Consider the following 23,395-nt stretch of genomic DNA (forward strand, 5'->3'; position numbering starts at 1 on the left):
TGCATAATTTAATAGTCATCGTAATTATTTAGCCCAAATGAATCTTTATCATCCCTGGCGGGTGCGCGATATCGCACCCTAAAGCCAACTTAATAATGAGGAGTAACATATTGCTGTTATCCATACCAATGATTAACATTAACACAGGTAGTTGTCATCAATAAATTAGAAATGGTTAACATCGTCGTTAGATACGCTAACTTAAGATATATTAAATAAAAATTTATTTATTTTATTTTTTTCCTAAATACTTTTGGTGATTCACCGCTATAGCGGCGAAAGAAGCGAGAAAAATAGGCCGCATCAGTAAAGCCTAAGTAATCAGAAAGTTGAGCGATAGTCATGCTGGTGTACTGCAGGTTGCGACGCGCCTCAAGCATTAACCTTTGATGTAAAACCCCCAGTGCGCTGCAGCCATAAAATTCATGACACAAATAATTCAAATGAGTCGCAGACACCCCCACCTCCCTGGCATACCCGGCTAATGGCATATGTTCACGATAGTGGCTTTCGATAAGACGCGAGAAATGACGGATGACGCTCCGCTTACGTTCCGCTTTGTCCTCCGTTATGAGCTGTGGTTGATATTGCCGATTCAGCCAGACCAACAGCGCTCCCAGCAGTGAATGCAGCATCATTTCGCGCGCATCGTAATCTTCGCGGTATTCCTCTTGCAAAGCGGTAAACAGCGCCCGGATATGGCCCCGGGAGGTCTTCACAGGCACGCAACGCGGGTGGCCAAGAACATCCAGCTGACTGCCAAACTGATTTTCAAGGCTTCCGAGCAGCGGCAACGCCAACGACAAAACGTAGCCCTCCGTACCCGGCGAAAAGCGAAATCCATGAATACATAGCGCCGGAACCACCTGAATACAGGACTCCGTCATCACGGTGGTCGCACCTTCGATTTCAATCTCTGCTCGCCCTTTATGCAGATACAGTAGCTGCACCAGCTCTGCGTGCTGATGCACGCGAATATGCCATTCATAAAGATGGCTGCGCTGGAGTATGGACTCACAGTGCAGAAGATCGGGCGTTGGCCAGCCCTGATCTTCGCCATACAGTTTGAAAACGGGAATGGTACTCGCTGCCTGCATCACGACTCCAGAGCCTTTTCTATTACACCACGCGTTCCATCGGCAGACCCACATAGTTTTCAGCGATAGTGGTTAACCCGGCGCGTGATTCAAGATAGTAGCGACGGTCCGCCGCCTGCATTTTTCTGTCGAACTCGCTTTGTTGCGGAAAATCATGCAGCAGACGCGTCATAAACCAGCTGAATCGCTCACCTTTCCACACCCGATCCAGCGCCAAACGCGAGTAGCTGGCTAAGAGATCAGTACGGCCATGGTGATAATACTCACGCAGGATCCGCCAAAGATAGTTCACATCGGACGCCGCGAGATTCAGCCCCTTCGCCCCGGTAGGCGGTACGATATGCGCCGCATCCCCCAGCAGAAATAGCCTCCCGTACTGCATCGGCTCCACTACATAGCTGCGCAGCGGCGCGATACTCTTCTCAAGCGAGTGACCGGTTACTAACTTATTGGTCAACTCTTCAGGGAGACGCCGCTTGAGCTCAGTCCAGAAGCGCTCATCAGACCACTCCTCCACCTTTTCGCTAAGCGGTACCTGCAGATAATAGCGGCTTCGAGTTAGTGAGCGCTGACTACAGAGCACAAACCCGCGTTCGTGATGGGCGTAAATCAGCTCCGGGTGCACCGGTGGCGTATCGGCCAGCAGCCCGAGCCAGCCAAACGGCCAGACGCTCTCGTACTCTTTCAGCACCCCTGCCGGGATGCTCTGGCGGGACACCCCGTGAAAGCCGTCGCAGCCGGCGATAAAGTCGCACTCAAGGCGGCAGTTTTCGCCATTGCTGATAAAAGAGACCGACGGTCGATCGCTTTTTGCCTCATTAATGGTGACATCGCTGACGCCATAAATCGTCGCTGCCTTGCATGCCTCCCGCGCCGCCATCAAATCCCGCGTCACTTCTGTCTGGCCATACACCATCACGCTTTTGCCTGCCGTCAGTTCCGTTAGCGGAACCGGGACGCGCTTGCCCTCAAACAAAAATTCGACGCCGTGATGGACCAGCCCTTCCGCATCCATTCGCCGGGCCGCCCCGGCTTCGCGCAGCAGTTCTACCGTTCCGCTCTCCAGAATTCCCGCGCGGATCCTCCCCAGTACATACTCAGGCGTCTGTCGCTCAAGGATGACGGTCTGAATCCCGGCGTGATGTAATAACTGTCCCAGCAGAAGTCCCGACGGGCCCGCTCCGATAATCGCCACCTGTGTTTTCATCGCATCGCCTCAGCATGGTTAATTATTTGTTTGTTTTTTGTTTATTAAAAGTTTGAATTTGCATTTTTGATAACTCTGATGGGAAAAAGAAGGGAGAAACGGGTGCAAAAATTGGACTTTTCACCAATCTTGCGGAAGTGTGGCAGAGTTCAAATTTCAGGGTTCCCGTAGAGCGGGTGGTTTTTTACACATTGTTTGATCCTGACCGCTCAGCTAAAACAAGACTTCAGGTAAAAGTATCGCCAGACACTACGGCAACGGGCATCATGGACAGCAGGTATTTATGCAAGCAGATCGGGCAACTCAGCGCGCTATCACGCGATTGTGTATTCAGTGTGGTCTTTTCTTATTACAACACGGCGCGGAAAGCGCGCTGGTTGAGGAGCTCTCAACCCGTCTGGGTCTGGCCTTAGGGATGGATAGCGTGGAAAGCGCCATCTCTTCGAATGCGATTGTTCTCACCACTATTAAAGACGGGGAGTGTCTGACCTCAACGCGAAAAAACACCGATCGCGGCATCAACATGCACGTCGTCACGGAGGTTCAGCATATTGTGATTATGGCAGAGCATAAGCTGCTGGATTATAAGGATGTCGAAAAGCGATTCGCGCAAATCAAGCCGCTGCGCTATCCGCGCTGGCTGCTGGTTTTCATGGTCGGCCTCTCCTGCGCCTGCTTTTGCAAACTTAACAACGGCGGCTGGGACGGTGCGCTGGTCACCTTCTGCGCCAGTACGGTAGCCATGTATATTCGCCAGGTACTCACCCATCGTTCAATGCATCCGCAAATCAACTTTTGCCTCACCGCCTTCGTCGCAACGACTATCTCCGGGCTGATGCTGCGCCTGCCGGCTTTCGTCAGCACGCCGACGATCGCGATGGCCGCCAGCGTGCTGCTGCTGGTACCCGGTTTTCCGCTGATCAACGCCGTTGCCGACATGTTTAAGGGGCATATCAACACCGGCCTGGCGCGCTGGGCCATTGCCAGCCTGCTGACGCTCGCCACCTGTATCGGCGTGGTGATGGCGATGACGATGTGGGGGCTACGCGGATGGGCATAATTTTCTATCTCTACGAACTGGCGCTGGATATGATGCTGGCAGCCATTCCCGCCGTCGGGTTCGCCATGGTGTTCAACGTCCCGCAGCGGGCGCTGCGCTGGTGCGCGCTGCTGGGCGCTATCGGCCACGGCTCGCGCATGGTCATGATGACGGCGGGTTTTAATATTGAGTGGGCGACGTTTATGGCGGCGCTGCTGGTTGGCAGCATCGGTATCCAGTGGTCTCGCTGGTATCTGGCGCACCCGAAGATTTTTACCGTAGCGGCGGTAATCCCGATGTTCCCCGGCATCTCCGCCTACACCGCGATGATTTCAGCGGTGAAAATCAGCCATTTCGGCTACTCGGAAGAGATGATGATTATGCTGCTGAGCAACTTTCTTAAAGCTTCATCGATCGTTGGCGCATTATCCATTGGCTTGTCTATCCCCGGCCTTTGGCTGTATCGCAAGCGTCCGCGCGTCTAGCTAATCGCGCCGCCGGGTCGCCCGCGGCGCTCCTTCCTGAGCGACCTCTATGCTACTATGTGTGCAGCTACCCCTCTCTTTTTAGTTGTTCAGAGTTGAGATTGATTTATGTCTTCACGAATATTAACTACCGATTTTAGCGGTCTGGATGACTTCATGCAGGATCACGCAGCGGTACTGGCAAAATCGGCCAGCGGCGCCGTCGCCGTATTTGCCAACAACGCCCCCGCATTCTATGCGCTGACGCCGGAGCGTCTGGCGCAGCTGCTGGAGCTGGAAGCAAAACTCGCGCGTCCTAACAGCGATATTGCGCTGGACGCGCAGTTTTTTGACGAGCCGACGGCGACCCCGGTTGCGGTTCCGATGGGGAAATTTCCGATGTACGCCGATTGGCAGCCGGATGCGGATTTTCAGCGCCTGGCCGCGCTGTGGGGTATCGCCCTGAGCCAGCCCGTTACGCCGGAAGAGCTAGCGGCATTTGTCGCTTACTGGCAGGCGGAAGGTAAAGTCTTTCATCATGTCCAGTGGCAGCAGAAGCTGGCGCGCAGCGTACAGATTGGCCGTGCCAGCAACGGCGGCCAGCCGCGCCGGGACGTCAACGCGATTAGCGAACCTGATAATCACATTCCACGAGGATTCCGAGGATGAGCATGAAAAATGTCGGCGATTTAATGAAGCGCCTGCAAAAGATGATGCCAGCCCATGTCGAACCCGCGTTTAAGACAGGTGAGGAGCTGCTGGCATGGCAAAAAGAACAGGGCAAGCTGCGTTCTGAGGCGCTGGAACGCGAAAACCGGGCCATGAAAATGCAGCGAACCTTTAACCGCTCCGGCATCCGCCCGCTGCATCAGAACTGCTCGCTGGATAACTACCGGGTGGAGTGTGAAGGCCAGATGATTGCGCTGTCCCGGGCGCGCCAGTACGTCGAGGAGTTCGACGGCAATATCGCCAGCTTTATCTTCTCCGGCAAACCGGGCACCGGAAAAAACCACCTCGCCGCCGCTATCTGCAACGAACTGCTGCTTCGGGGTAAGTCGGTGTTGATTATCACCGTCGCCGATATCATGTCAGCGATGAAAGATACCTTCGGCAACCGGGAAACCAGCGAAGAGCAGCTTCTCACCGACCTGAGCAAGGTGGACCTGCTGGTTATTGACGAAATCGGCATGCAAACGGAATCACGCTACGAAAAAGTGATTATTAACCAGATCGTCGATCGCCGCTCTTCGTCAAAGCGCCCTACAGGTATGTTAACCAACAGCACCATGGACGAGATGAACAAGCTGCTCGGCGAGCGCGTGATGGACCGGATGCGGCTGGGCAATAGCCTGTGGGTTAACTTCAACTGGGACAGCTACCGCGATCGCGTAACCGGAAAAGAGTATTAAGATATTTCTGAACCCCGCCGGCGTTATAATCAGGGGATTATTCAGTCACGGCGAAGAGTACGTCTATGAAATCTGCAAAAACGTTGTTCCGCACGGCAATGGTGGCCGGCGCTTTATTGACCTTTGGCGCGCACGCCACCTCCTGGCAGGATTCGCTCTCCAGCGCCGCTAACCAGCTCAGCAGTCAGAGCGGAAGCCAGCAAAGCGGCGGTATGTCCCTCTCTTCGCTGACCGGTTTGCTCAACGGCGGCAGCCAGTCGTTGACTTCCAGCAGCATGAATAATGCCGCCGGGATTATGTCTTACTGCGCGAAACAGAAGCTGGCTTCGGTTACCAATACCGAAAACGTTAAAAATCAGGTTCTGGATAAGCTGGGTCTCAGCACGCCGGAAAAACAAAAACAGGACACCAGCTATCTTGAGGGCCTTCAGGGCTTGCTGACCAGTAAAGACGGCCAGCAGCTGAATCTGAACACCCTTGGCAGCAGCCCGCTGGCGGAAAAAGTGAAAACCAAAGCCTGCGATCTGGTCTTAAAACAGGGCGTGAGCTTCCTCTCCTGATTTTATCCTCTTAATGCCGCGTTTGGCGCGTTACCCTGGCCTGCGCGGCGGCAACGTCTGTTTTTTAACATCTTTCCCCCAAATCCCCTGGCTGACTGGATGTGAGGCAGTTCAAAAACGGCGATTTCTAAACCAATTCTGAACCACAGCACAAATTCATGACGATACAATTGCGGCAATATTGCGCTGCAATTACAGTGTAGCGTGAAAAAAGATCTATCTGGCCAGCCGACAGCTGGCGTGAATGAGGATGAGCTGTGTCAGAGTTGTTATCCATCGCCCTGTTTCTTGCTTCGGTGATGATTTACGCATTAAAAGCCGGTCGTAATACCTGGTGGTTCGCCGCCACCCTCACGGTGCTGGGCCTGTTCGTTGTTCTGAATATTACCCTCTACGCCAGCAATTACTTCACCGGCGACGGTATCAATGACGCGGTACTTTATACGTTGACCAACAGCCTGACGGGCGCCGGCGTGGGCAAATATATTCTGCCGGGCGTGGGGCTGGTCGTCGCGCTGGTCGCGGTATTTGGGGCACTCGGCTGGGTGCTCCGCCGTCGCCGGCATCATCCTCATCACTTTGGTTACAGTCTGGTGGCGCTGGTTCTGGCGCTGGCGTCAGTGGATGCCAGCCCCGCCTTCCGCCAGATTAGTGAGTTGGTTAAATCCCAGTCCCGCGATGGCGATCCTGACTTTGTGGCTTACTACAAAGAACCGTCAAAAAGCATCGCCAACCCGAAACTGAACCTGGTGTACATTTACGGCGAAAGCCTTGAGCGCACTTATTTTGATAACGATGCGTTCCCGAACCTGACCCCAGAGCTCGGCAAACTGAAAAGCGAGGGACTGGACTTCAGCAACACCGCCCAGCTCCCCGGTACCGACTACACGATTGCCGGAATGGTCGCCTCCCAGTGCGGGATCCCGCTGTTTGCGCCGTTTGAAGGCAACGCCTCGGCCTCGGTTTCCAGCTTTTTCCCGCAGAATATCTGCCTTGGAGATATCCTGAAAAACTCGGGTTATGAGAACTACTTTGTGCAGGGTGCTAATCTGCGCTTCGCCGGAAAAGACGTTTTCCTTAAATCTCACGGCTTCGATCATCTGTACGGCGCGGAAGAGCTAAAAACCACGGTCGCCGATCCGGCCTATCGTAACGACTGGGGGTTCTACGATGATACGGTTCTTGATGAAACCTGGAAAAAATTCGAAGCGCTTTCGCAGTCAGGAAAACGCTTTTCGCTGTTTGCGCTGACGGTCGACACCCATCATCCGGATGGTTTTATCTCCCGAACCTGCCAGCGTAAAAGCTACGATATGGACGGTAAAAAGAATCTTTCGTTCAGCGCCGTCTCCTGTAGTCAGGAGCATATCGCGGCGTTAATTGAGAAGATTAAAGCTTCGCCGTGGTTCAAAAATACGGTCATCGTAGTGTCATCCGATCACCTGGCAATGAAAAACAGCGCCTGGGACTATCTGAATAAGCAGGATCGCAGCAACCTGTTTTTCGTTCTGCGCGGCGATGAGCCCCGGCAGGATACGCTGGCCATCAAGCGTAATACCATGGATAACGGCGCGACGGTGCTCGATATCCTCGGCGGCGATAACTTTATTGGCCTTGGACGCAGCAGCCTTTCCGGCGAGTCGCTCTCCGCGGTGTTCCTCAATATGAAAGAGAAAGTGCTGGCGTGGAAGCCGGATATCATCCGCCTGTGGAATTTCCCCAAAGAGATGAAGAATTTCACCGTGGATTCACAGAAGAATATGATCTCCTTCTCCGGCAGCCATTTCCGCCTGCCGCTGCTGCTGCGTATCTCCGATAAGCGCGTTGAGCCGCTGCCGGAAAGCGAATACTCCGCACCGCTGCGCTTCCAGCTGGCCGATTTCGCGCCGCGCGATAACTTCGTCTGGGTTGACCGCTGCTACAAGATGGGTCAGCTGTGGTCGCCGGAAGTGGCGCTCTCCACCGACTGGTGCGTCTCGCAGGGCCAGCTGGGAGGCGAACAGAAAGTCCAGCGCGTCGACAAAGCCCAGTGGCAAGGTAAAACCGCGTTCAAAGATACCCTTATCGATATGGAGCGTTATAAAGTCAACGTCGATACGCTGAAGATCGTCGATAACGATATTCGCTATAAAGCCGACAGCTTCCTGTTTAACGTCGCCGGCGCGCCGGAAGAGGTGAAGCAGTTCAGCGGCATCTCCCGACCGGAAACCTGGGGGCGCTGGTCTAATGCCCAGCTCGGCAGTGAAGTAAAAATTGAATACAAAGAGCCGCTGCCGGAGAAATTCGATCTGGTGATTACCGCCAAAGCCTACGGGCCGAATGCCAATAAACCGATTCCGGTACGGGTGGGCAATAGCGAACAAACGCTAACGCTGGCCAATGATGTCACCACCACCACCCTGCATTTCGATAATCCGTCGCGCAGCAGTACATTGACGATTGCGCCGCCGGACCCGCAGTCCACGAACGAGGGCAATATTCTCGGCCACTCTCCGCGTCAGCTGGGCATCGGCATGGTTGAAATCAAAGTGGTGAAAAGCGAAGGATAAGTCATCGTGCCCGGCGGCTTTTTGCGCCGGGCCGTGGTGACGATGGGTGGAAATTAGCCATGCAGCGGCTTTAGCTCATCCGCAGACAGTCCGGTAATCCGCTGTAACGTCTCGATATCTAAACCGTTCTGCAGCATACTGCCGGCAATGCGCAGGGCTTCCCTCCGGCTCCCTTCCTGCTTGAGCTTTTGAGCGATAGACATCAACCTCTCCTCATAGTGTGGCAGACGGCGGGCCAACCGGCGGAGAAACACGCTCGGATCGGCGCTATTGCCGTACTGCAGCATATAATGAAACAGCACTCTTAACTGCCTGCGGTTAGTGTATCCCAGCATCACAAGGGTCGCCAACGACCCCGTAATCCCGCTGAGATCGTGCTGACGAATATGCTTTTGCATCAGCTCCAGCAGAGCGACCCGCCGGAGCTGAACGATTTCATCGTCCGGCATCACCGTTACGTCAATCAGCGGAAACGGGCAGGCGTACAGCGTCCTCGCCGTCTCCGGGTGGCGAAGAAATCGCTTAAAGACCGCATCGTGCGGCATCGAGGTCATCCCTTTTTTCATGGCCGTCCGCTTGCCCGAAAGAGAAGGAAAGCCGGACTCTACCATCGGTTTTTACTTCGTTGGTTTTAGCGATGATTTTATGGGAAGCGCCTCGGAGAATCGCGCAGCGGCCAGCCCGGCTGGCCGCCATTAGCAAAGCTTAGTAATCAAACTGACGGTAATAACGGCGGATATTAAGGTCGTGCCCGGTATGGTGTTCAAAATGGGCCGCCAGCCTGTCCACCAGCAGGGTGGAAACCACGCACGGCGCCATAATCCAGCGGAAAGCGTCATCAATGCCGTTCAGCGGATAGTCGCGCGGGTCAATCACCACCAGATGGTCGGTGATCTTCTCAGCGAAGCGTTCGACGCGCTCATCCAGCGCCCGGCATTTACCCTCGCCTTTGACCAGGAACAGCGGGACCTCTTTTTCCAGCAGCTCCAGGGTGCCGTGGAAAAACTCGGCTGAACTCACCGACTTGGTCCGCTTCCACTGCATCTCTTCAAGAATACACATTGAGAACAGATAGACCTCGCCCCACATTTCCGCCCCGCCGATCCACATCATATAGTCGCAGCCGTGATACTGAGCGGCAATTTTATCCGCCTGCGGATCGAACTGGCGTTTGGCCTGCAGGAGATTCTCTGGCAGCAACTCCAGCTGGCTGGCAAAACGATCGTAATTGGCAAAATCACCGTGACGATAAATGACGCGGAAGAATAACCAGTAGAGCAGCATATATTCATATTCCACGCCGTTCTTGTGGCACATCGGAATATGCCAGCTCGCCGCCTCGGCTAATGGCGAATCGGCATTACGGGTAATGGCTACCACGCGAATCCCCTGCGCTTTGCACCATTCGGCAATGGCCACCGACTCTTTGGTATCGCCGGACTTGGATAACGTCACCACCACCGCATCTTTATTTAATTTTTTATGTCCGCGATGAATTAATTCCGCCGCCTGCTCAAGGTAAACCGGCACGCTGGTTAATTCTTTTGCAAACTCATTTATTGCCATCATCGGCGCCAAAGAACCGCCCACCGAGGCGAAAAATAAGGCGCTACAGCCGCTGTGATAAATATCGTCGGCAACGGCTTCTGCCTGCAGACGCGCAGCGATGATCTCGCGAGCACTGGTCAGGTACTCGTCCTGATTAAAACCCAACATAGTTATTCTCCTGAATAATCAGATTTTACTTTTTAATACGCGGTCAAAATCGTCAAAAATACGTTTTGCCAAATCGATGCCTTTCAGGCCGGCGGTATGCCAGGCCAGCATCTGAACAGGAACAATCAGCAGCAGCGGTGCCAGGTGATGGTCACACGGACAGTTCAGCGCCAGCGCCTGCTCATCCTCTTCGTCACTCAGCGTCAGCGTAAAGGCGCGGGCAATGGACGGCGCCATATAGTCCCGCAGCGCCCGGGTCCGCGCATCCGGCGCATCTTCAATAAACAGCATCACGTGACGGGCGTTCGCCTCCAGATAGGGGCCGTGCATGTAGGCCTCAAGCTCAAATCCGCCAGAAGGGACCCGCACCGTCTCGGTAAATTTGGTTTCGAACTCCTTCGCCACGCCCACCAGCGCGCCATAGCCGGTGGCGACAAAGCGCTCGCCGCCCCGCAGCGCTTCGCTATGTTTGTCGATAAAACATGCCGTACGGGAAATAACATCCGGGATCGCCGCCGCCAGCCGCTGTAGTTCGGCAAGATAGCGCTGCTCCTCGGCCTCGCTGGCTTTCCCTTGGGCACGGGCAATCATCAGCGCCATCAGCAGCAAATTCAGCACCGTCGCGCTAAACCCGCGGGTGACAAACCCCACGCTCTCAATCCCGGTATTGATATCCAGTATCCCATCGCAGGCCCGGGCGATCGGGCTTTGCGGGTCGGAGGTCAAGGCAAAAACTGGCAGGCTCAATGCCTGGACCTTGCGCATCGCCGCCAGCGTCGAGGCGCTTTTTCCGCTCTGCGAAATCGCCACCACCAGATCGGTATGCGGATCGACCGCCTCGTAGTGCGTAAAGTTGTACGGCTCTTTAATCTCAACCAGCACGCCGAAGCGCTGCTCAAAGAAATAGCGCGCGCACAGCGCAGCGTTCAGCGACGATCCGGTCGCCAGCAGCAAAATACGGCGTACCGGATGCTGGCGGGCGAAATCCTCAATCGCCGCCAGCTTTTGCCGGTAGTCGCGCAGGATCTGCGCCAGACAGGCCGGCTCTTCGCTGATATACGTCATCATTGTTGGTACCATTTTCGACTCCCGTTAAAACAAGCCAATCCACGAACCCAGAATGCCCACCAGCGCCATCCCGCCAATAATAGAAAGCGGTTTGACCTTACGCCCCAGCAGCCAGTAAACGATGCCAAAGCTCAGCAACGGCAGCATGCAGGGCAGAATGTCGTTGATAATGTCCTGTACCTGGGTTTTCGCCTCTCCGGCGCCGAATGAGAGGGGGATGGTGATATCAATCATTGAGGCGGTCATCGCCCCGACCACCATCAGGCCGATAATCGACGCCCCGTAGGTCAGGCTCTCCATCATTCCGCTCTTCTGGATCCGCTGCAGCACCCCGGTGCCCAGCACGTAGCCCCAGCGGGTAAAGAACCAGCGCACCAGGATATGCGGCACGTTAAACACCAGCAGAAACAGAATGGGACCGAGAATGTTGCCCTTTAGTGCCAGGCTGGTGCCGATGCCGGTAGCGATCAGGCGCAGCGTGCCCCAGAAAAAGGAGTCCCCCAACCCGGCCAGCGGCCCCATCAGCGACGCTTTAACGTTATCAATCGCGTTGGCGTCCATGTTTTTCTGCTGGCTATTTTTCTCCTCCATCGCCGTGGTGATCCCCAGCAGCAACGTGACGATATGCGGCGTGGTATTGAAGAACACCAGATGCCGTTTCAACGCTCCGGCCAGCTCCTCTTTGCGCGGATAGAGCTTTTTCAGCACCGGAATCAGCGCGTAAACAAAGGCGAGATTCATCTGCCGCTCATAGTTCCACGAAAACTCCATCTGGAAGGAGCGCCAGAATACCCGGCGTAAATCACGCGGCGTAATACGGGTCTCTTCCTGCGCCTGCGGTTGCAGAGTTTCTTCAGAAATCATCTTCGTCGTCATCGCTGACTCCTTGTTCTGTCGTCGTACGAGGTGAGCTCAACGCGGTGACGTTAACCATGACCACCGCCACGATTGCGCCAAGAATGGCGATGCCGGTCACCGGGATTTTCAGGTAGGCCATCAGCACGAAGCCGAGGAAAAAGTACGGCGCGACTTTCTTATTAATCAACAGCCTGGCGAGCATTGCGAAGCCAAGTGCCGGAATAATGCCGGTAGCGACGCTGAGCCCGTGTTTGATAAATTCCGGGATGGTATCGAGCAGGGATTTCACCGCGTTGCTGCCGACCAGGAATGAAACGGTCACCACCGTGGCCAGCATCAGCGACAGCCCGAAGCCGGCAATCAGATGCATCCGCTCAATGCCCCGCGTATCCGCCCGTTCCGCGTAGCCGTCAGCCTTCTGGCTGAGCAGCGGGATAAACATCCCCAGATAAACGTTTTTCAGGATTAGCGTCAGGGTGGCGATAGGCAGGCCAAGCAGCAGCGCCGTTTCCGTTCCCGCGCCGGAGGTAATGGCGAACGCCACCCCGAGAATGCCGCCGGTTACCACGTCAGGCGGTATCGACGCGCCGACGGAGAAAGATCCAATAAACGCCAGCTCGAGCGTTGCACCCATGATGACGCCGGTCTGCACATCCCCCAGCACCAGTCCGGTCAGCAGCCCGGTGACGATAGGTCGCGAAATCAGCGACGTCCCTAATGCATATTCCGATTGCGCGATAAACGCCACCAGACCCAGTAAGAGAGCCTCTACCATAATCTGTCCTCCGCAGAGTTAAACGCATTGCGCAAAAAGCTGTTTGCGATCGTTAGGGACCTGGCGGATCTCAACTTCGACGCCTTTCCCGACCAGCTGCTGCAGTTGTTCAATTTCTTCCGGCAGTAAATTAATCGCCTTAGAAATATTTTTACTGCCCTCTTTGGCTTTTATTCCGCCGAGATTAATACTTTTTATCCCCTCGACGGCGCTGGTAATACGCCAGGCGTCATTGACCGATTCCACGACGATAAAAAGATGATATTTATCCGTCACGCCGCTTTTTATCGATTCGATAGCGTCGTTAATATTTTTAATCACCAGTTTTACCGAAGGCGGTTTAGCAAGCTTAATTGTGGTTTTCCGCAGCTCATCTTCAGGGACATTATCGTTGGCGATTAAAATGCAATCGGCGCCGACATACTGGGTCCAGGAAAAAGCGACCTGGCCGTGGAGTAATCGATGGTCTACCCTTAATAGCGTAATCATGGTGTTCCCTCATTTCAGAAGTCTTTATCAATAGTCATCGCACTGGCAATCGTCTGATTGCAGTACTGAATGCTCTCTTTGGCGCTTGTTAATGCTTCAGAAATTAATTTCTCGGTATTTTCTTCGCCTGCGGAAATAAGTAAATCAATAATCAGCGGCAGGTTTAAACCGGACAATAAATGGAAATTAGGGCGCGATAAAAAACGCACAAACTCATTATTGACGCTACCGGCGAAAATATCCGTAATGACAATCAGCTCATCCTGGGTGGGGAAACGCGCCAGCAGCGTCTCCACCTGCTGCGTCAGATCGGCCTCCTCTTCGACATAGGCGCAGAGAGTATGAATATCCGGCTGCTTACCGAGGATCAGCTCCACGGAGTTCAGCAAACCGTTAGCAAAGGTGCCATGGCTGGCAAAAATATAGTGTCGTTTCATCCTTACCTCGAAAGCGCATTCCACTGCTTTCTTAATTGCAACCGGCGTGCCAGAAACAGTGGCGTGCCGGTTAGCGCAAGGACGAACCGATGAAGACTCTTAAAACTCTTGATCTTCCTGAATAAATTCTGTTTCTCGCGTCAGGATATCGTGAATGTAATACAGCTCAACGGCGGGCATTTTGACACTATATCCGTTCTCAATGACACTAAAGGCCTCGCGCAGAATAACCAGCTCGCTCTCCGGACACTGTTTTCCGGAATAGTGGGATGGCGAAGCGTTACGGATCAGGCGTTCTATCAGACAGCTGATATGCACGTACAGCGCCACCTTGCGATCGTTAGGCACATCGCAGCCGGCCAGATGCTCATAGCGCAGTAAAAACTGCTCGACCTGATTGATCACTTTACCGGTATCGAGGATCGTCACCGACTCGATCACCCGGCGCAGCGAGAAATTTTTCAGGATCAGGTTATTGATCTCGCTGACCTGCTCAGCGGAGGCCAGTTCGCCGAAGATACGCGTCAGCGGGCGGCTTCCTTCGCCGGAAATCAGCGAATCCAGCGAGATCCACGGCAGATCGGCGAGATGCGGATCGAGGGTGCCGACGATCGCCAGCACCTCATAGCGGCTGAGCATTGGCGCCCGCCGCGCGGGATCGGCGAGGGTTTCCACATCGCATGCCACAATATCGATGCCGAGCGTCTCAGGAATGCTGGCTTTTAACAGCGCCGACAGATTCGCCGCCGCCCCCAGACCGGTGGCGCAGGTTGTAAGAATCGCCCGCGGTTTGTCCGTGTGCGGGTAATAGAGCTGATGCTCAACCGCGAGGTCATCGCCTATCTCCCGGACGATATCTTCCAGCATATCGCCCTGCAAAACCCGCTCCCCGACGTACATCGCCATCCCGGTCGAGACGTTATTAATAATCGCCATCGGCGTGGACAGTCGGCGGTTGAAGTGGCTGTGAATGGCGTTCAGCGATCCCATATCGACCAGGATGATCAGCCCGGAGGCCAGCGCGTGGCTCTCAATCCAGGCCATCACCTGATCGGCGATAGCCTCCGGCGTCACGTCGAGCGGCATATCGAATGACTCAAACAGCTGGCTTTTCAGCAACCGATTCGCCACGTTGGCGATGCTGCTGGCGGTGGCGTAACCGTGGGCGAGGATAATCGCCCGGGTCACCTGCTGCTGGCTGATAGCGCCGTTTTTCTGTAACCACAGTACCAGCAGCAGCAGGTCAATGCGTCGGGGTTCAATATCCAGCTTCAGCGCCAGCGCGGCGAGGATCTCTTCACAAAAGCGATACAGCAGCGGGTATTTCTGCGCCAGGAAATCCTCCAGCTGGCGGCTTTTCTCATTGCTCATCGTCGACTGCGCCTGGCGAGAACGATGAATCAGGTAGTGGCTCAGGGCATAGATACAGTTGCCGTTAAACTGAATATTGAAGCGCTTTTCAAGGCGATAAAACTCTTCCCGCACCTGATGGGTTATCAGCAGCAGCATATGCGAACTCTGGGTATCGTGATTATCAAATATCAGCCGATCGAAGAGGGTTTCAATCTCCTCGCCCATGCTTTTTTGCGCTTCTTCCCAGAGCCTTTTTTTGCTCAGCACCGCCTCATACAGCGCGAGAACGCGGCACTGAGTATCATAAATCAGCCCCTGAACCGGGTCGCGCGCGCGCAGCAGCCAGACCAGGCTGGTCTGCGGTTCGATAAGCAGCGGCTCTTCATGGCCCATCGGCTCACTAAGCGCCGGCGTCGCGGCCATGATATTTTCCGGCAGATCGTGCAGCGTGACGTTTAGCCTCTCGCTGCCCGGAGACCTGGCCCACGCCGACGCGACGGCGTACTTAACGACATTCTTCAGTTCACCGACGTTGCCGCGATAAACGTAGTGCGTCAGCACCTGTAAAAGCCGGGGCGTCAGCTGCAGCCGGGCGGACAGCGTGCGGGCCTCCTGCCAGAAAAACTGCAGCGTGAGCGCTTCTTTCTCGCCGCGGCTGCGGGTCTGTAAATCAGGCAGACTAACGAGGATCGGGATACGACGAATAAAGGTGGTCAGAAACGTGCTGTGAATATCTTCGGTGGTGGCAAACACCAGCCGCAGGGATATCGGCATCCCCTGCGCCGTCTCTCCCACCCGATAGATCTCTTTGCGATCCAGCCAGGTGAAGAGCTTCTCCTGCCCCTGCGCATCCAGACGATGGACTTCATCGAGAAACAGCACGCCGCCGTTTGCCGCCTCAAACACCCCGGCTTTATCCCCCTGCGCGCCGGTAAACGCGCCTTTGACGTAGCCAAACAGGTTGGCGGCCAGCAGCTCCGGGTTGCTGGCGTACTGGGCGCAGTTGAAGCTGACAAAGGGCGCATCGGGCGCCAGCAGTCCCTGGGCGATAGCAAACTCATGCATCAGCTCCGCCATATAGCTTTTGCCGGTTCCGCTATCGCCGACGATCAGCAGCGGCAGCCCGCCGTTGGGATAAAACAGCGCGGTTTTCATCTGTTCGATAGGCTTGCGCAGGCTACCGTCATGGCCGGTAAGCAATGAAAAATGATCCGCCTGTTCCGGCTGCCGGTCGCTCTCCGCGAGCAGCTCCGCCATGCTGGCGTACTCGCTGCGGGAAAGGGGGAAAAACTGCTGGCAGAAGGCGGCCTTATGCAGGAAATAGACCGGACGGGTATTAATCTTCACCAGCACATCCTGGGCCACCAGCTGATTCAGATAGTGGCTGGCGGTGTTTCTTTGCATCGCAAAACGCCGGGCCAGGTAGCCGGCGGTGAAGACCTCGCTCAGGTTATCCGGATCAAAAAAATCGGTCTGATTTTGCAGAAAAGCCAACAGTTCCGTTTTACGCATCGCATCCCCCATCAATGCCATCATAGGTACTTAGAGCCTCTTCCAGTAGGCGTTATTGGCGCAGGCAGTTTGAACACGGCCAGCGCGGAAGAACCGGAGCGTACACGTAGTACGTGAGGATAATTCGCTACGCTCCCCCTTCGGGCCGCCCTGAAGGGCGTTCAAAACTCTGTGAGTTTTGTCTGAGCACTGCCCAGGTTCAAAATGGCAAGCAAAATAGCCCTAATGGGATAGGCATCTTATGATGCGGGAAATCCACCAACCATTGGCGCTTAATTTATTTTTTGCGGTTCAGAGCACAAAAAAAACGGCGCCCAAATCCGCGGACGCCGCACAACAAACCGATTACAGCCGCGACAGGGCCTCCCGCATCCCCGCGCTCAAAATGACTTCCAGATACCGCGTGACCTGTTCGGCAAGCCCCGGTATTGCCGTCAGATCTTCACCCCAGTGCCCGGTATCCTGCAGGACTTCGGTGACCAGTTCATGCAGCGGACGGCCTTGCGCCACCTGCGCCCATCCTGCGGCAAAACGGCTTAGCCAGACGTCATCATCCTGCAGCGGATATGCCTGCCCGTCGCGCTGCCCGCGATAGAAGGCGATGAGCGCCGCCAGGGCGAACGTTAGCCGCGGCGGGATTGCGCCGTGCTGGCGGATACGCGTCAGCAGCTGTGGCAGGATCCGGGTACGAAACTTAGTCATGCCGTTCAGGGCGATAGAGAGCAGCTGATGGCGAATAAACGGGTTGAGAAAGCGCCCGGTCACGGCATCGGCAAACTGCCGTAGCTCATCGGCGGGTAAATCCAGCGCCGGGATAATCTCCTCGTCGATAGTTTGCTGCACATAATGGCGTATGGCCTGATCATGCATCGCTTCGCCAACGGTATCGACGCCGCACAGCCACGCCACCGGCACCAGCGCGGTATGCGCGCCGTTAAGAATGGCAACCTTGCGCTCTTTATAGGGCCGGATATCCTCTACGAGACGGATATTAAGCGGGTAACATTCGAGCCGCAGCGTCTTCGCCAGCGCCTGCGGCCCCTGGATAACGAACAGCCAGAAGTATTCGGCGGTATCCAGGAAAGCATCATGGTAGCCCAGCTCCGCTTCGAGCTTTTCCGCTTCCTCGCGCGGATAGCCGGTGACGATACGATCAACCAGCGTTGAACAAAACGTATTGGCGGTCTCAACCCAGTCGCGAAAAGCCGCGGGCAATTGCCACTCTTCGGCATAGCGCAGCACCAGCGCCTTCAGCGCTTCGCCGTTGTAGTCGATCAGCTCACACGGAATCATCGTCCATCCCTTATCCGCTGCGCCGTTGAAATGGCGGAACCGTTCGAACAGCAGCTGGGTCAGCTTCGCCGGAAAGCTGACCGGCGGCTTATCGTCAGGCCGGTCTCCGGCGTGATAGCTGATGCCCGCTTCGGTGGTATTTGAAAATACGAACGCGATCGCCGGATTACGAGCCAGCGCCAGATAGCCGGCAAAATCCTGCCACGGGTTGATCTCGTTATTCACCGATCGAATAATCCGCGCCTCGCTCACCGCCTCGCCGCGTTCGTCCAGCCCGCGGATCGCCGTGGTGTAGAGTCCGTCCTGGATGTTAAGCGACGGCGGAAACTCGGTGTTGATCGGGCGAATGATGGTCACGCCTGCCGCCAGATCGGTTTGCTCATTCAGCAGGTCCAGCTGCCAGTCGATAAACGCCCGCAGGAAGTTGCCTTCGCCGAACTGAATCACGCGCGTCGGGTACCGCGGCCCGGGAAAATCTTTTCTGTTTAACGATTTCATAGCCTTTCCTGCTAAAAATGAATGATGCCTTTGATAAGCTGGCGATTGTTAATCACGTCGTTTTCGTAAATCTCGGCCAGTGACCTGAAATCGTAGCGGTGGGTCAGCATCATCCCGGCGGTCACTTTCCCCTCGGCCATCAGCCGCCCGACTTTGGCAAAATCCTCTTCCGTCGCATTACGGCTGCCCATCATGGTCGTCTCTTTCTTATGAAACTCCGGGTCCGGGATCTGCAGCTCACCTTTAAACAGGCCAACAAAGATGATGCTGCCGCCGTGGCGGATTAAATTCACCGTATTGTTCATCGCCTGCTGATTCCCCGTGGCGTCGATCACCTTCTGCGCCAGCGAACCACCAAACGTGGCACACAGCCGTTCGGTGAACTGCGGGTCGGAAGGGTCGAGCGTGGCCAGACCAAGGTGCTGCGCCACGTGGTCGCGCCGCGCCGGGCTGGTATCCGCCACCACCACCTGCGCCCCGTCGGCTTTGGCGATCGCCGCCGCCCCGAGACCAATGGGGCCCGCGCCGACCACCAGCACCTGCTCTCCCGGCTGGATTGCGGCGCGACGCACCGCGTGGGCGCTGATGGCAAAAGGCTCAATCAGCGCCGCGGCTTCCGGCTCGACGTCATCCACCACCAGCAGATTTTTTACCGGCACGCAGAGGTACTCGCTAAACCCGCCGTCCCGATGTACGCCGATCACGGAAATTTTCTCACAGCAGTTTGTCCGGCCGCTCAGGCAGGCCGGACACTGACCGCAGGCGACGTAGGGTATGACGGCAACCTGCTGTCCGCTTTTCAGATTAAGAATATTTTTACCAAGACCGATAATCTCACCGCATATTTCATGACCGAGCACGCGCGGATAGCTAAAAAAAGGTTGATTCCCTCCCCAGGCATGAATATCCGTACCACAAATCCCCACCGTTTTTATTTTAATAAGCACTTCATCATCGCCGGGAATGGGAATCTGGCGTTTTTCCCAGCGCAATATTTTAGGTTCCTGACACACTAATGTATTCATCGACGTCATAATAATTTCCTCCGTATTTGTTGGTTTAGATATCGATGAAAAACAGAGGTGAGAATAAATTCATTGCAAAAATTGTGAAATCTCGCGCACAAAACTGTTTTAAATCCGGTTTTAATAGAGAAATAACAGGAGAACCATGATGAGCCGCTCACAAAACCTTCGTCACAACGTCATTAACCAGGTGATTAACGATATGGCGCGCGGCTTTCTTCCGTCGCCGCTGCCCTCACAAAGCGCGCTGGCGGAGATGTACAACATCAGCCGCACCACCGTGCGCCATATCCTCAGCCACCTGTGCCAGCGCGGCGTGCTGTGCCAGAGCGGTCAGGACTATCAGATCCTTCGCCAGCCGGAGATGCAGGACGGCTTCGATGGCTCCAGTGCCTCGCTGGCCGAACAGAACCGTCTCTTCGAACAGGCGTTTTTCACCATGATTAACCAGCGCCAGCTGCGCGCCGGAGAGATATTTTCCGAGCTACAGCTGGCGCGTGCTGCCGGCGTCAGCCCGGTCGTGGTCAGGGAGTTTTTGTTGAAATTCAGCCGCTACAACCTGATTGAAAGCGAAAAGCGCGGCCAGTGGAATATGAAGAAGTTTGAGCAATCCTGGGCCGAGCAGCTGTTCGAACTGCGGGAAATGCTGGAAACCCACGCGCTACAGCACTTCCTCAACCTCCCGGACCACGACGCCCGCTGGCTGCAGGCGAAAACCCTGCTTGAGCGCCATCGCGCCCTGCGCGACAGCATCGGCGACAGCTTTCGTATGTTTTCCCAGCTCGATCGCGACTTTCATTCTCTGCTCCTGTCCGCGGCTGAGAATATATTTTTTAATCAATCACTTGAGATTATTTCCGTGATTTTTCACTTTCACTATCAGTGGGATGAGAGCGACCTTAAACAGCGCAATATCATCGCCATTGATGAACATATGACTATCCTGAGCGCGCTCATCTGCCGTAGCGATCTGGACGCCAACCTGGCGCTGCGTAACCACCTGAACTCGGCGAAGCAATCAATGATTAACTCGCTCAGGCAGAGCGAATCCCTGGCTTATTAAGTACCGATTAAAAACAGAAAATGATAATCAGCAGCACAGATCTCAAAACATAAACCAGCGCCATAAAAAAGGTTATTTATGCTGAAAACAAGTCGACTTACTTTACTGTGAAATAGGTGGGTGGGGTTTAAACCATTCGATGTCACTTGTCGTTCAAATAGAATAACCAGGAGTCAGGCGTGGAATCACGAAATATCACTATCGACCCGCAGACAACCTTTGATAAAGGAAAGGCGGAGACGATGACTGTTCCGTTAGATAATACGTTAACGCGTAGTACTCGCATTAAAAAAATTCAGACAACGGCAATGATCCTGTTATTTCTGGCGGCGGTGATTAATTACCTCGACAGAAGTTCATTGTCCGTCGCGAACTTAACGATTCGCGAGGAGCTGGGGCTCAGCGCCACCGAAATCGGGGCGCTGCTGTCCGTTTTCTCGCTGGCCTACGGTATCGCCCAGCTCCCCTGCGGGCCGCTGCTGGACCGTAAAGGTCCGCGCATCATGCTGGGGCTGGGGATGTTTTTCTGGTCGCTGTTTCAGGCGGTCTCGGGGATGGTGCACAGCTTTACCCAGTTCGTTCTGGTGCGTATCGGCATGGGGATCGGCGAAGCGCCGATGAACCCCTGCGGCGTCAAGGTGATCAACGACTGGTTTAATATTAAAGAGCGCGGCCGCCCGATGGGCTTCTTTAACGCCGCCTCGACGATTGGCGTCGCGATCAGCCCGCCGATCCTTGCCGCCATGATGCTGATGATGGGCTGGCGCTGGATGTTTATTACCATCGGCGTACTGGGGATCTTCGTCGCTATCGGCTGGTATATGCTCTATCGCAACCGGGAGGATATCCCCCTCACCGCCGATGAGCAGGCCTACCTTAACGCCGGAAGCGTCAACGTTCGCCGCGACCCGCTGAGCTTTGCCGAATGGCGCAGCCTGTTTAAAAACAAAACCATGTGGGGAATGATGCTGGGCTTCAGCGGCATCAACTATACCGCATGGCTGTATCTGGCCTGGCTGCCGGGCTACCTGCAAACGGCATATAGCCTCGATCTGAAAAGTACCGGTTTTATGGCCGCCATTCCTTTCCTGTTCGGCGCCGCCGGTATGCTCATCAACGGCTACGTCACCGACTGGCTGGTTAAAGGCGGCATGGCGCCGATCAAAAGCCGTAAAATTTGCATTATTGCCGGGATGTTCTGCTCTGCCGCATTTACGCTTATCGTGCCACAGGCCACTACCTCTATCGCCGCGGTGCTGTTAATCGGTATGGCGCTGTTCTGCATCCACTTTGCCGGCACCTCCTGCTGGGGATTGATTCACGTCGCGGTGGCCTCAAGGATGACCGCGTCCGTCGGCAGCATCCAGAACTTCGCCAGCTTTATCTGCGCCTCCTTCGCGCCGCTGGTGACCGGATTTATCGTCGATACCACCCATTCATTCCAGCTGGCGCTGATTATCTGCGGCTGCGTGACCGCCCTCGGCGCGCTGGCCTATATTTTCCTGGTTCGTCAGCCGATTAGCGACCCGCGTAACGGCTGAATCTCAACGCCCTGCTGGCGGCGGGGCGCTCAACGTTGCGCTCATCTCATACTGTTTTAATGCCATGGGCGTATAGCCGGCGGCGTGAAACAGCGGCGTAAAGCGCTCCGGGATGGTCACCGAGGTCCCGAGCCCCGGAAAGCGTTGGGCGAGCGCCATCAGCATTTCCCGCCCCAGCCCGCGCCCGCGGGCGGCGGGATCGACCCATAAAAACTGCAGCTGCGGCCTGCTGGTTAAGGTCGCCAGCACGGCGAAAGCCTGCTGATGAAGGCTCAACGCCCGGCACGGGAGGGTGCTGAAGGTGAGCGGGTCCATCAGCCACGGCAGCTGGCCGTTAATCTCGGCGCCTGCCCTGCGCGTCAGCGCCAGCACGTCATACTCCTGCAATGCGGATGACTTCTCGCTCGCAGCCTGCGCGCTCAGATAGCCACACAGCCCGTACCGAACCTCGAAGCCCAGCGATTGATACAGCGCCACCGCGGCGTGGTTGTCGCGGATAACCTCCAGCCACATCCGCCGTACGCCCTGCTCGCGCAGCGCGTCGATAAGCGGCGTCATCAGCCGGCGGCCAACGCCCTTTCCGCGATACGCAGGCCGCACCGCGAACGCCGCCAGCCGGGCTTCATCGCCGCGGCGGACGACGACCGCCATCGCGGCGGGGACATCTCCATCCAGCCAGACGCGAGAATCCAGCAGGCTCAGCCCTTCGGCGCTAAAGCGCTGGACAAAAACCTCTACCGACAGCGTGACGGGAACCAGGTAATCTTCGAAACAGTCGTTGAGGATCGTTGTCAGTTGTTCAATGCTGAACTGGGTGGCGGGAACGGCGGTAAGCTCCATACATTTCTCCCGGAGGCTGCTATGCTGAGGTGATGAAAACTAACACTATAACCGCCGCCGCGACGTTACGCCTGACTGAGGAGAACGATATTCCCCTCCTGCCCGCCATTGAGCGCTCGGCGGCCCAGGCTTTTCGCCAGATCCCGGCGCTGGCCTGGCTGGCGGAAAGCGAAGTGATAAGCCCCGAGCGCCACCGGCTGTTTCTTGAAACTGACCACAGCCTGCTGGCCGTGGCCGACGCCCAACCGATCGGCTTCCTGCTGAGCGAACCGCTGGACGATGCGCTGTTTATCGTGGAGATCGCCGTTCATCAGGCGTGGCAGGGACGAGGTATTGGCCGCATGATGCTGGAGCAGGTCATTGAGACCGCCCGCCAGGCGGCGTATCCGGCGGTCACGCTCACCACCTTCCGCGACGTGCCGTGGAACGCGCCGTTTTACACGCGCCTGGGGTTTTCAATGTTAAGCGAGCTAAGGCTACCGGCGGGACTGGTGGCGAAAAGGGAGCTGGAAACGGAACACGGCCTGCCGCCGGAAACGCGCTGCGCCATGCGCTTAGCGCTGTAACCTCCGGCGCTGATTTCAGCGGCGAAATATGGTACA

21 protein-coding genes and 1 pseudogene are annotated in these 23,395 nt (G+C 55.6%); 9 read left to right on the forward strand and 13 right to left on the reverse strand.

From position 1 onward, the window contains the following. Positions 1-227 precede the first annotated feature (227 nt). Together HMPREF1144_RS11430 and pobA are read right to left on the reverse strand one after the other, a co-directional pair. Positions 228-1,097: a helix-turn-helix domain-containing protein gene (locus HMPREF1144_RS11430; RefSeq protein ID WP_009652839.1), complete on the reverse strand. Its 870-nt coding sequence runs from the start codon at positions 1,095-1,097 to the stop codon at positions 228-230. Positions 1,098-1,119: 22 nt separating this feature from the next. Next, positions 1,120-2,304 (reverse strand): 4-hydroxybenzoate 3-monooxygenase, encoded by a 1,185-nt coding sequence (gene pobA / locus HMPREF1144_RS11435; protein ID WP_009652860.1) that lies wholly within the window; start codon positions 2,302-2,304, stop codon positions 1,120-1,122. 283 nt (positions 2,305-2,587) lie between these two features. Here pobA and HMPREF1144_RS11440 point away from each other — a divergent pair, with 283 nt between their 5' ends. The 6 genes from HMPREF1144_RS11440 to opgB all read left to right on the forward strand — a co-directional run bounded on the left by HMPREF1144_RS11440 (position 2,588) and on the right by opgB (position 8,325). Beyond that, positions 2,588-3,364 carry a threonine/serine ThrE exporter family protein gene (locus tag HMPREF1144_RS11440; protein ID WP_004098366.1) on the forward strand — a complete coding sequence of 259 codons (777 nt, stop codon included), beginning with the start codon at positions 2,588-2,590 and terminating at the stop codon, positions 3,362-3,364. After that, positions 3,355-3,828 carry a threonine/serine exporter gene (locus tag HMPREF1144_RS11445; RefSeq protein ID WP_004098364.1) on the forward strand — a complete coding sequence of 158 codons (474 nt, stop codon included), beginning with the start codon at positions 3,355-3,357 and terminating at the stop codon, positions 3,826-3,828. The genes HMPREF1144_RS11440 and HMPREF1144_RS11445 overlap by 10 nt, the downstream gene beginning before the upstream one ends. A gap of 108 nt (positions 3,829-3,936) precedes the next feature. After that, positions 3,937-4,476 (forward strand): primosomal protein DnaT, encoded by a 540-nt coding sequence (dnaT, locus tag HMPREF1144_RS11450; RefSeq protein ID WP_009652817.1) that lies wholly within the window; start codon positions 3,937-3,939, stop codon positions 4,474-4,476. 2 nt (positions 4,477-4,478) lie between these two features. Beyond that, positions 4,479-5,216: a DNA replication protein DnaC gene (gene dnaC, locus HMPREF1144_RS11455; RefSeq protein ID WP_014227813.1), complete on the forward strand. Its 738-nt coding sequence runs from the start codon at positions 4,479-4,481 to the stop codon at positions 5,214-5,216. Positions 5,217-5,281: 65 nt separating this feature from the next. Continuing rightward, positions 5,282-5,776 (forward strand): DUF2501 domain-containing protein, encoded by a 495-nt coding sequence (locus HMPREF1144_RS11460; RefSeq protein WP_004098358.1) that lies wholly within the window; start codon positions 5,282-5,284, stop codon positions 5,774-5,776. A 257-nt stretch (positions 5,777-6,033) separates the two neighbouring features. Beyond that, positions 6,034-8,325 (forward strand): phosphatidylglycerol--membrane-oligosaccharide glycerophosphotransferase, encoded by a 2,292-nt coding sequence (gene opgB, locus HMPREF1144_RS11465; RefSeq protein ID WP_009652830.1) that lies wholly within the window; start codon positions 6,034-6,036, stop codon positions 8,323-8,325. A gap of 53 nt (positions 8,326-8,378) precedes the next feature. Here opgB and HMPREF1144_RS11470 read toward each other — a convergent pair. The 10 genes and pseudogenes from HMPREF1144_RS11470 to HMPREF1144_RS11515 form a co-directional block, all read right to left on the reverse strand. After that, positions 8,379-8,831 (reverse strand): annotated as a pseudogene (locus tag HMPREF1144_RS11470) (Rpn family recombination-promoting nuclease/putative transposase); the annotation flags it as partial. Positions 8,832-9,030: 199 nt separating this feature from the next. Further along, on the reverse strand, positions 9,031-10,041 hold the full coding sequence (locus tag HMPREF1144_RS11475; protein WP_009652848.1) for an SIS domain-containing protein: 1,011 nt from the start codon (positions 10,039-10,041) through the stop codon (positions 9,031-9,033). Between the two features lie 18 nt (positions 10,042-10,059). Then, positions 10,060-11,121: an SIS domain-containing protein gene (locus HMPREF1144_RS11480; protein WP_042927563.1), complete on the reverse strand. Its 1,062-nt coding sequence runs from the start codon at positions 11,119-11,121 to the stop codon at positions 10,060-10,062. 12 nt (positions 11,122-11,133) lie between these two features. Next, positions 11,134-11,985, reverse strand: coding sequence for a PTS system mannose/fructose/sorbose family transporter subunit IID (locus HMPREF1144_RS11485; protein ID WP_009652843.1), 852 nt, complete (start codon positions 11,983-11,985; stop codon positions 11,134-11,136). Next, a complete protein-coding gene (locus tag HMPREF1144_RS11490; RefSeq protein ID WP_004098347.1) occupies positions 11,963-12,742 on the reverse strand; it encodes a PTS mannose/fructose/sorbose/N-acetylgalactosamine transporter subunit IIC in 780 nt (259 codons plus the stop codon). The genes HMPREF1144_RS11485 and HMPREF1144_RS11490 overlap by 23 nt, the downstream gene beginning before the upstream one ends. Before the next feature lie 18 nt (positions 12,743-12,760). Continuing rightward, positions 12,761-13,231, reverse strand: a complete 471-nt coding sequence (locus HMPREF1144_RS11495) for a PTS sugar transporter subunit IIB (RefSeq protein ID WP_009652836.1) — start codon at positions 13,229-13,231, stop codon at positions 12,761-12,763. Positions 13,232-13,245: 14 nt separating this feature from the next. Next, positions 13,246-13,668, reverse strand: a complete 423-nt coding sequence (locus HMPREF1144_RS11500; RefSeq protein WP_004098345.1) for a PTS sugar transporter subunit IIA — start codon at positions 13,666-13,668, stop codon at positions 13,246-13,248. Positions 13,669-13,767: 99 nt separating this feature from the next. Then, on the reverse strand, positions 13,768-16,533 hold the full coding sequence (locus HMPREF1144_RS11505; protein WP_042927579.1) for a sigma 54-interacting transcriptional regulator: 2,766 nt from the start codon (positions 16,531-16,533) through the stop codon (positions 13,768-13,770). Between the two features lie 345 nt (positions 16,534-16,878). After that, positions 16,879-18,324, reverse strand: a complete 1,446-nt coding sequence (locus HMPREF1144_RS11510; protein WP_004098341.1) for a tagaturonate reductase — start codon at positions 18,322-18,324, stop codon at positions 16,879-16,881. Between the two features lie 11 nt (positions 18,325-18,335). Continuing rightward, positions 18,336-19,358: a zinc-binding alcohol dehydrogenase family protein gene (locus tag HMPREF1144_RS11515; protein ID WP_004098339.1), complete on the reverse strand. Its 1,023-nt coding sequence runs from the start codon at positions 19,356-19,358 to the stop codon at positions 18,336-18,338. Between the two features lie 139 nt (positions 19,359-19,497). On the opposite strand from HMPREF1144_RS11515, the gene HMPREF1144_RS11520 reads away from it, so the two are divergent. Further along, the gene (locus HMPREF1144_RS11520) at positions 19,498-20,412 is read left to right on the forward strand and encodes a GntR family transcriptional regulator (RefSeq protein WP_042927565.1); all 915 of its coding nucleotides are present in this window, start codon (positions 19,498-19,500) and stop codon (positions 20,410-20,412) included. A 179-nt stretch (positions 20,413-20,591) separates the two neighbouring features. Then, positions 20,592-21,953 (forward strand): MFS transporter, encoded by a 1,362-nt coding sequence (locus tag HMPREF1144_RS11525; RefSeq protein WP_009652825.1) that lies wholly within the window; start codon positions 20,592-20,594, stop codon positions 21,951-21,953. 3 nt (positions 21,954-21,956) lie between these two features. Here the strand turns inward: HMPREF1144_RS11525 and HMPREF1144_RS11530 are convergent, their stop codons facing one another. Continuing rightward, positions 21,957-22,793 (reverse strand): GNAT family N-acetyltransferase, encoded by an 837-nt coding sequence (locus tag HMPREF1144_RS11530; RefSeq protein WP_009652833.1) that lies wholly within the window; start codon positions 22,791-22,793, stop codon positions 21,957-21,959. A 32-nt stretch (positions 22,794-22,825) separates the two neighbouring features. Between HMPREF1144_RS11530 and HMPREF1144_RS11535 the strand changes: the two genes are divergently transcribed. Beyond that, a complete protein-coding gene (locus tag HMPREF1144_RS11535) occupies positions 22,826-23,359 on the forward strand; it encodes a GNAT family N-acetyltransferase (protein ID WP_042927570.1) in 534 nt (177 codons plus the stop codon). Positions 23,360-23,395 lie beyond the last annotated feature (36 nt).

Origin of the sequence: Klebsiella sp. OBRC7, assembly GCF_000293135.1 — a bacterium.
Lineage (GTDB): Bacteria > Pseudomonadota > Gammaproteobacteria > Enterobacterales > Enterobacteriaceae > Klebsiella > Klebsiella michiganensis.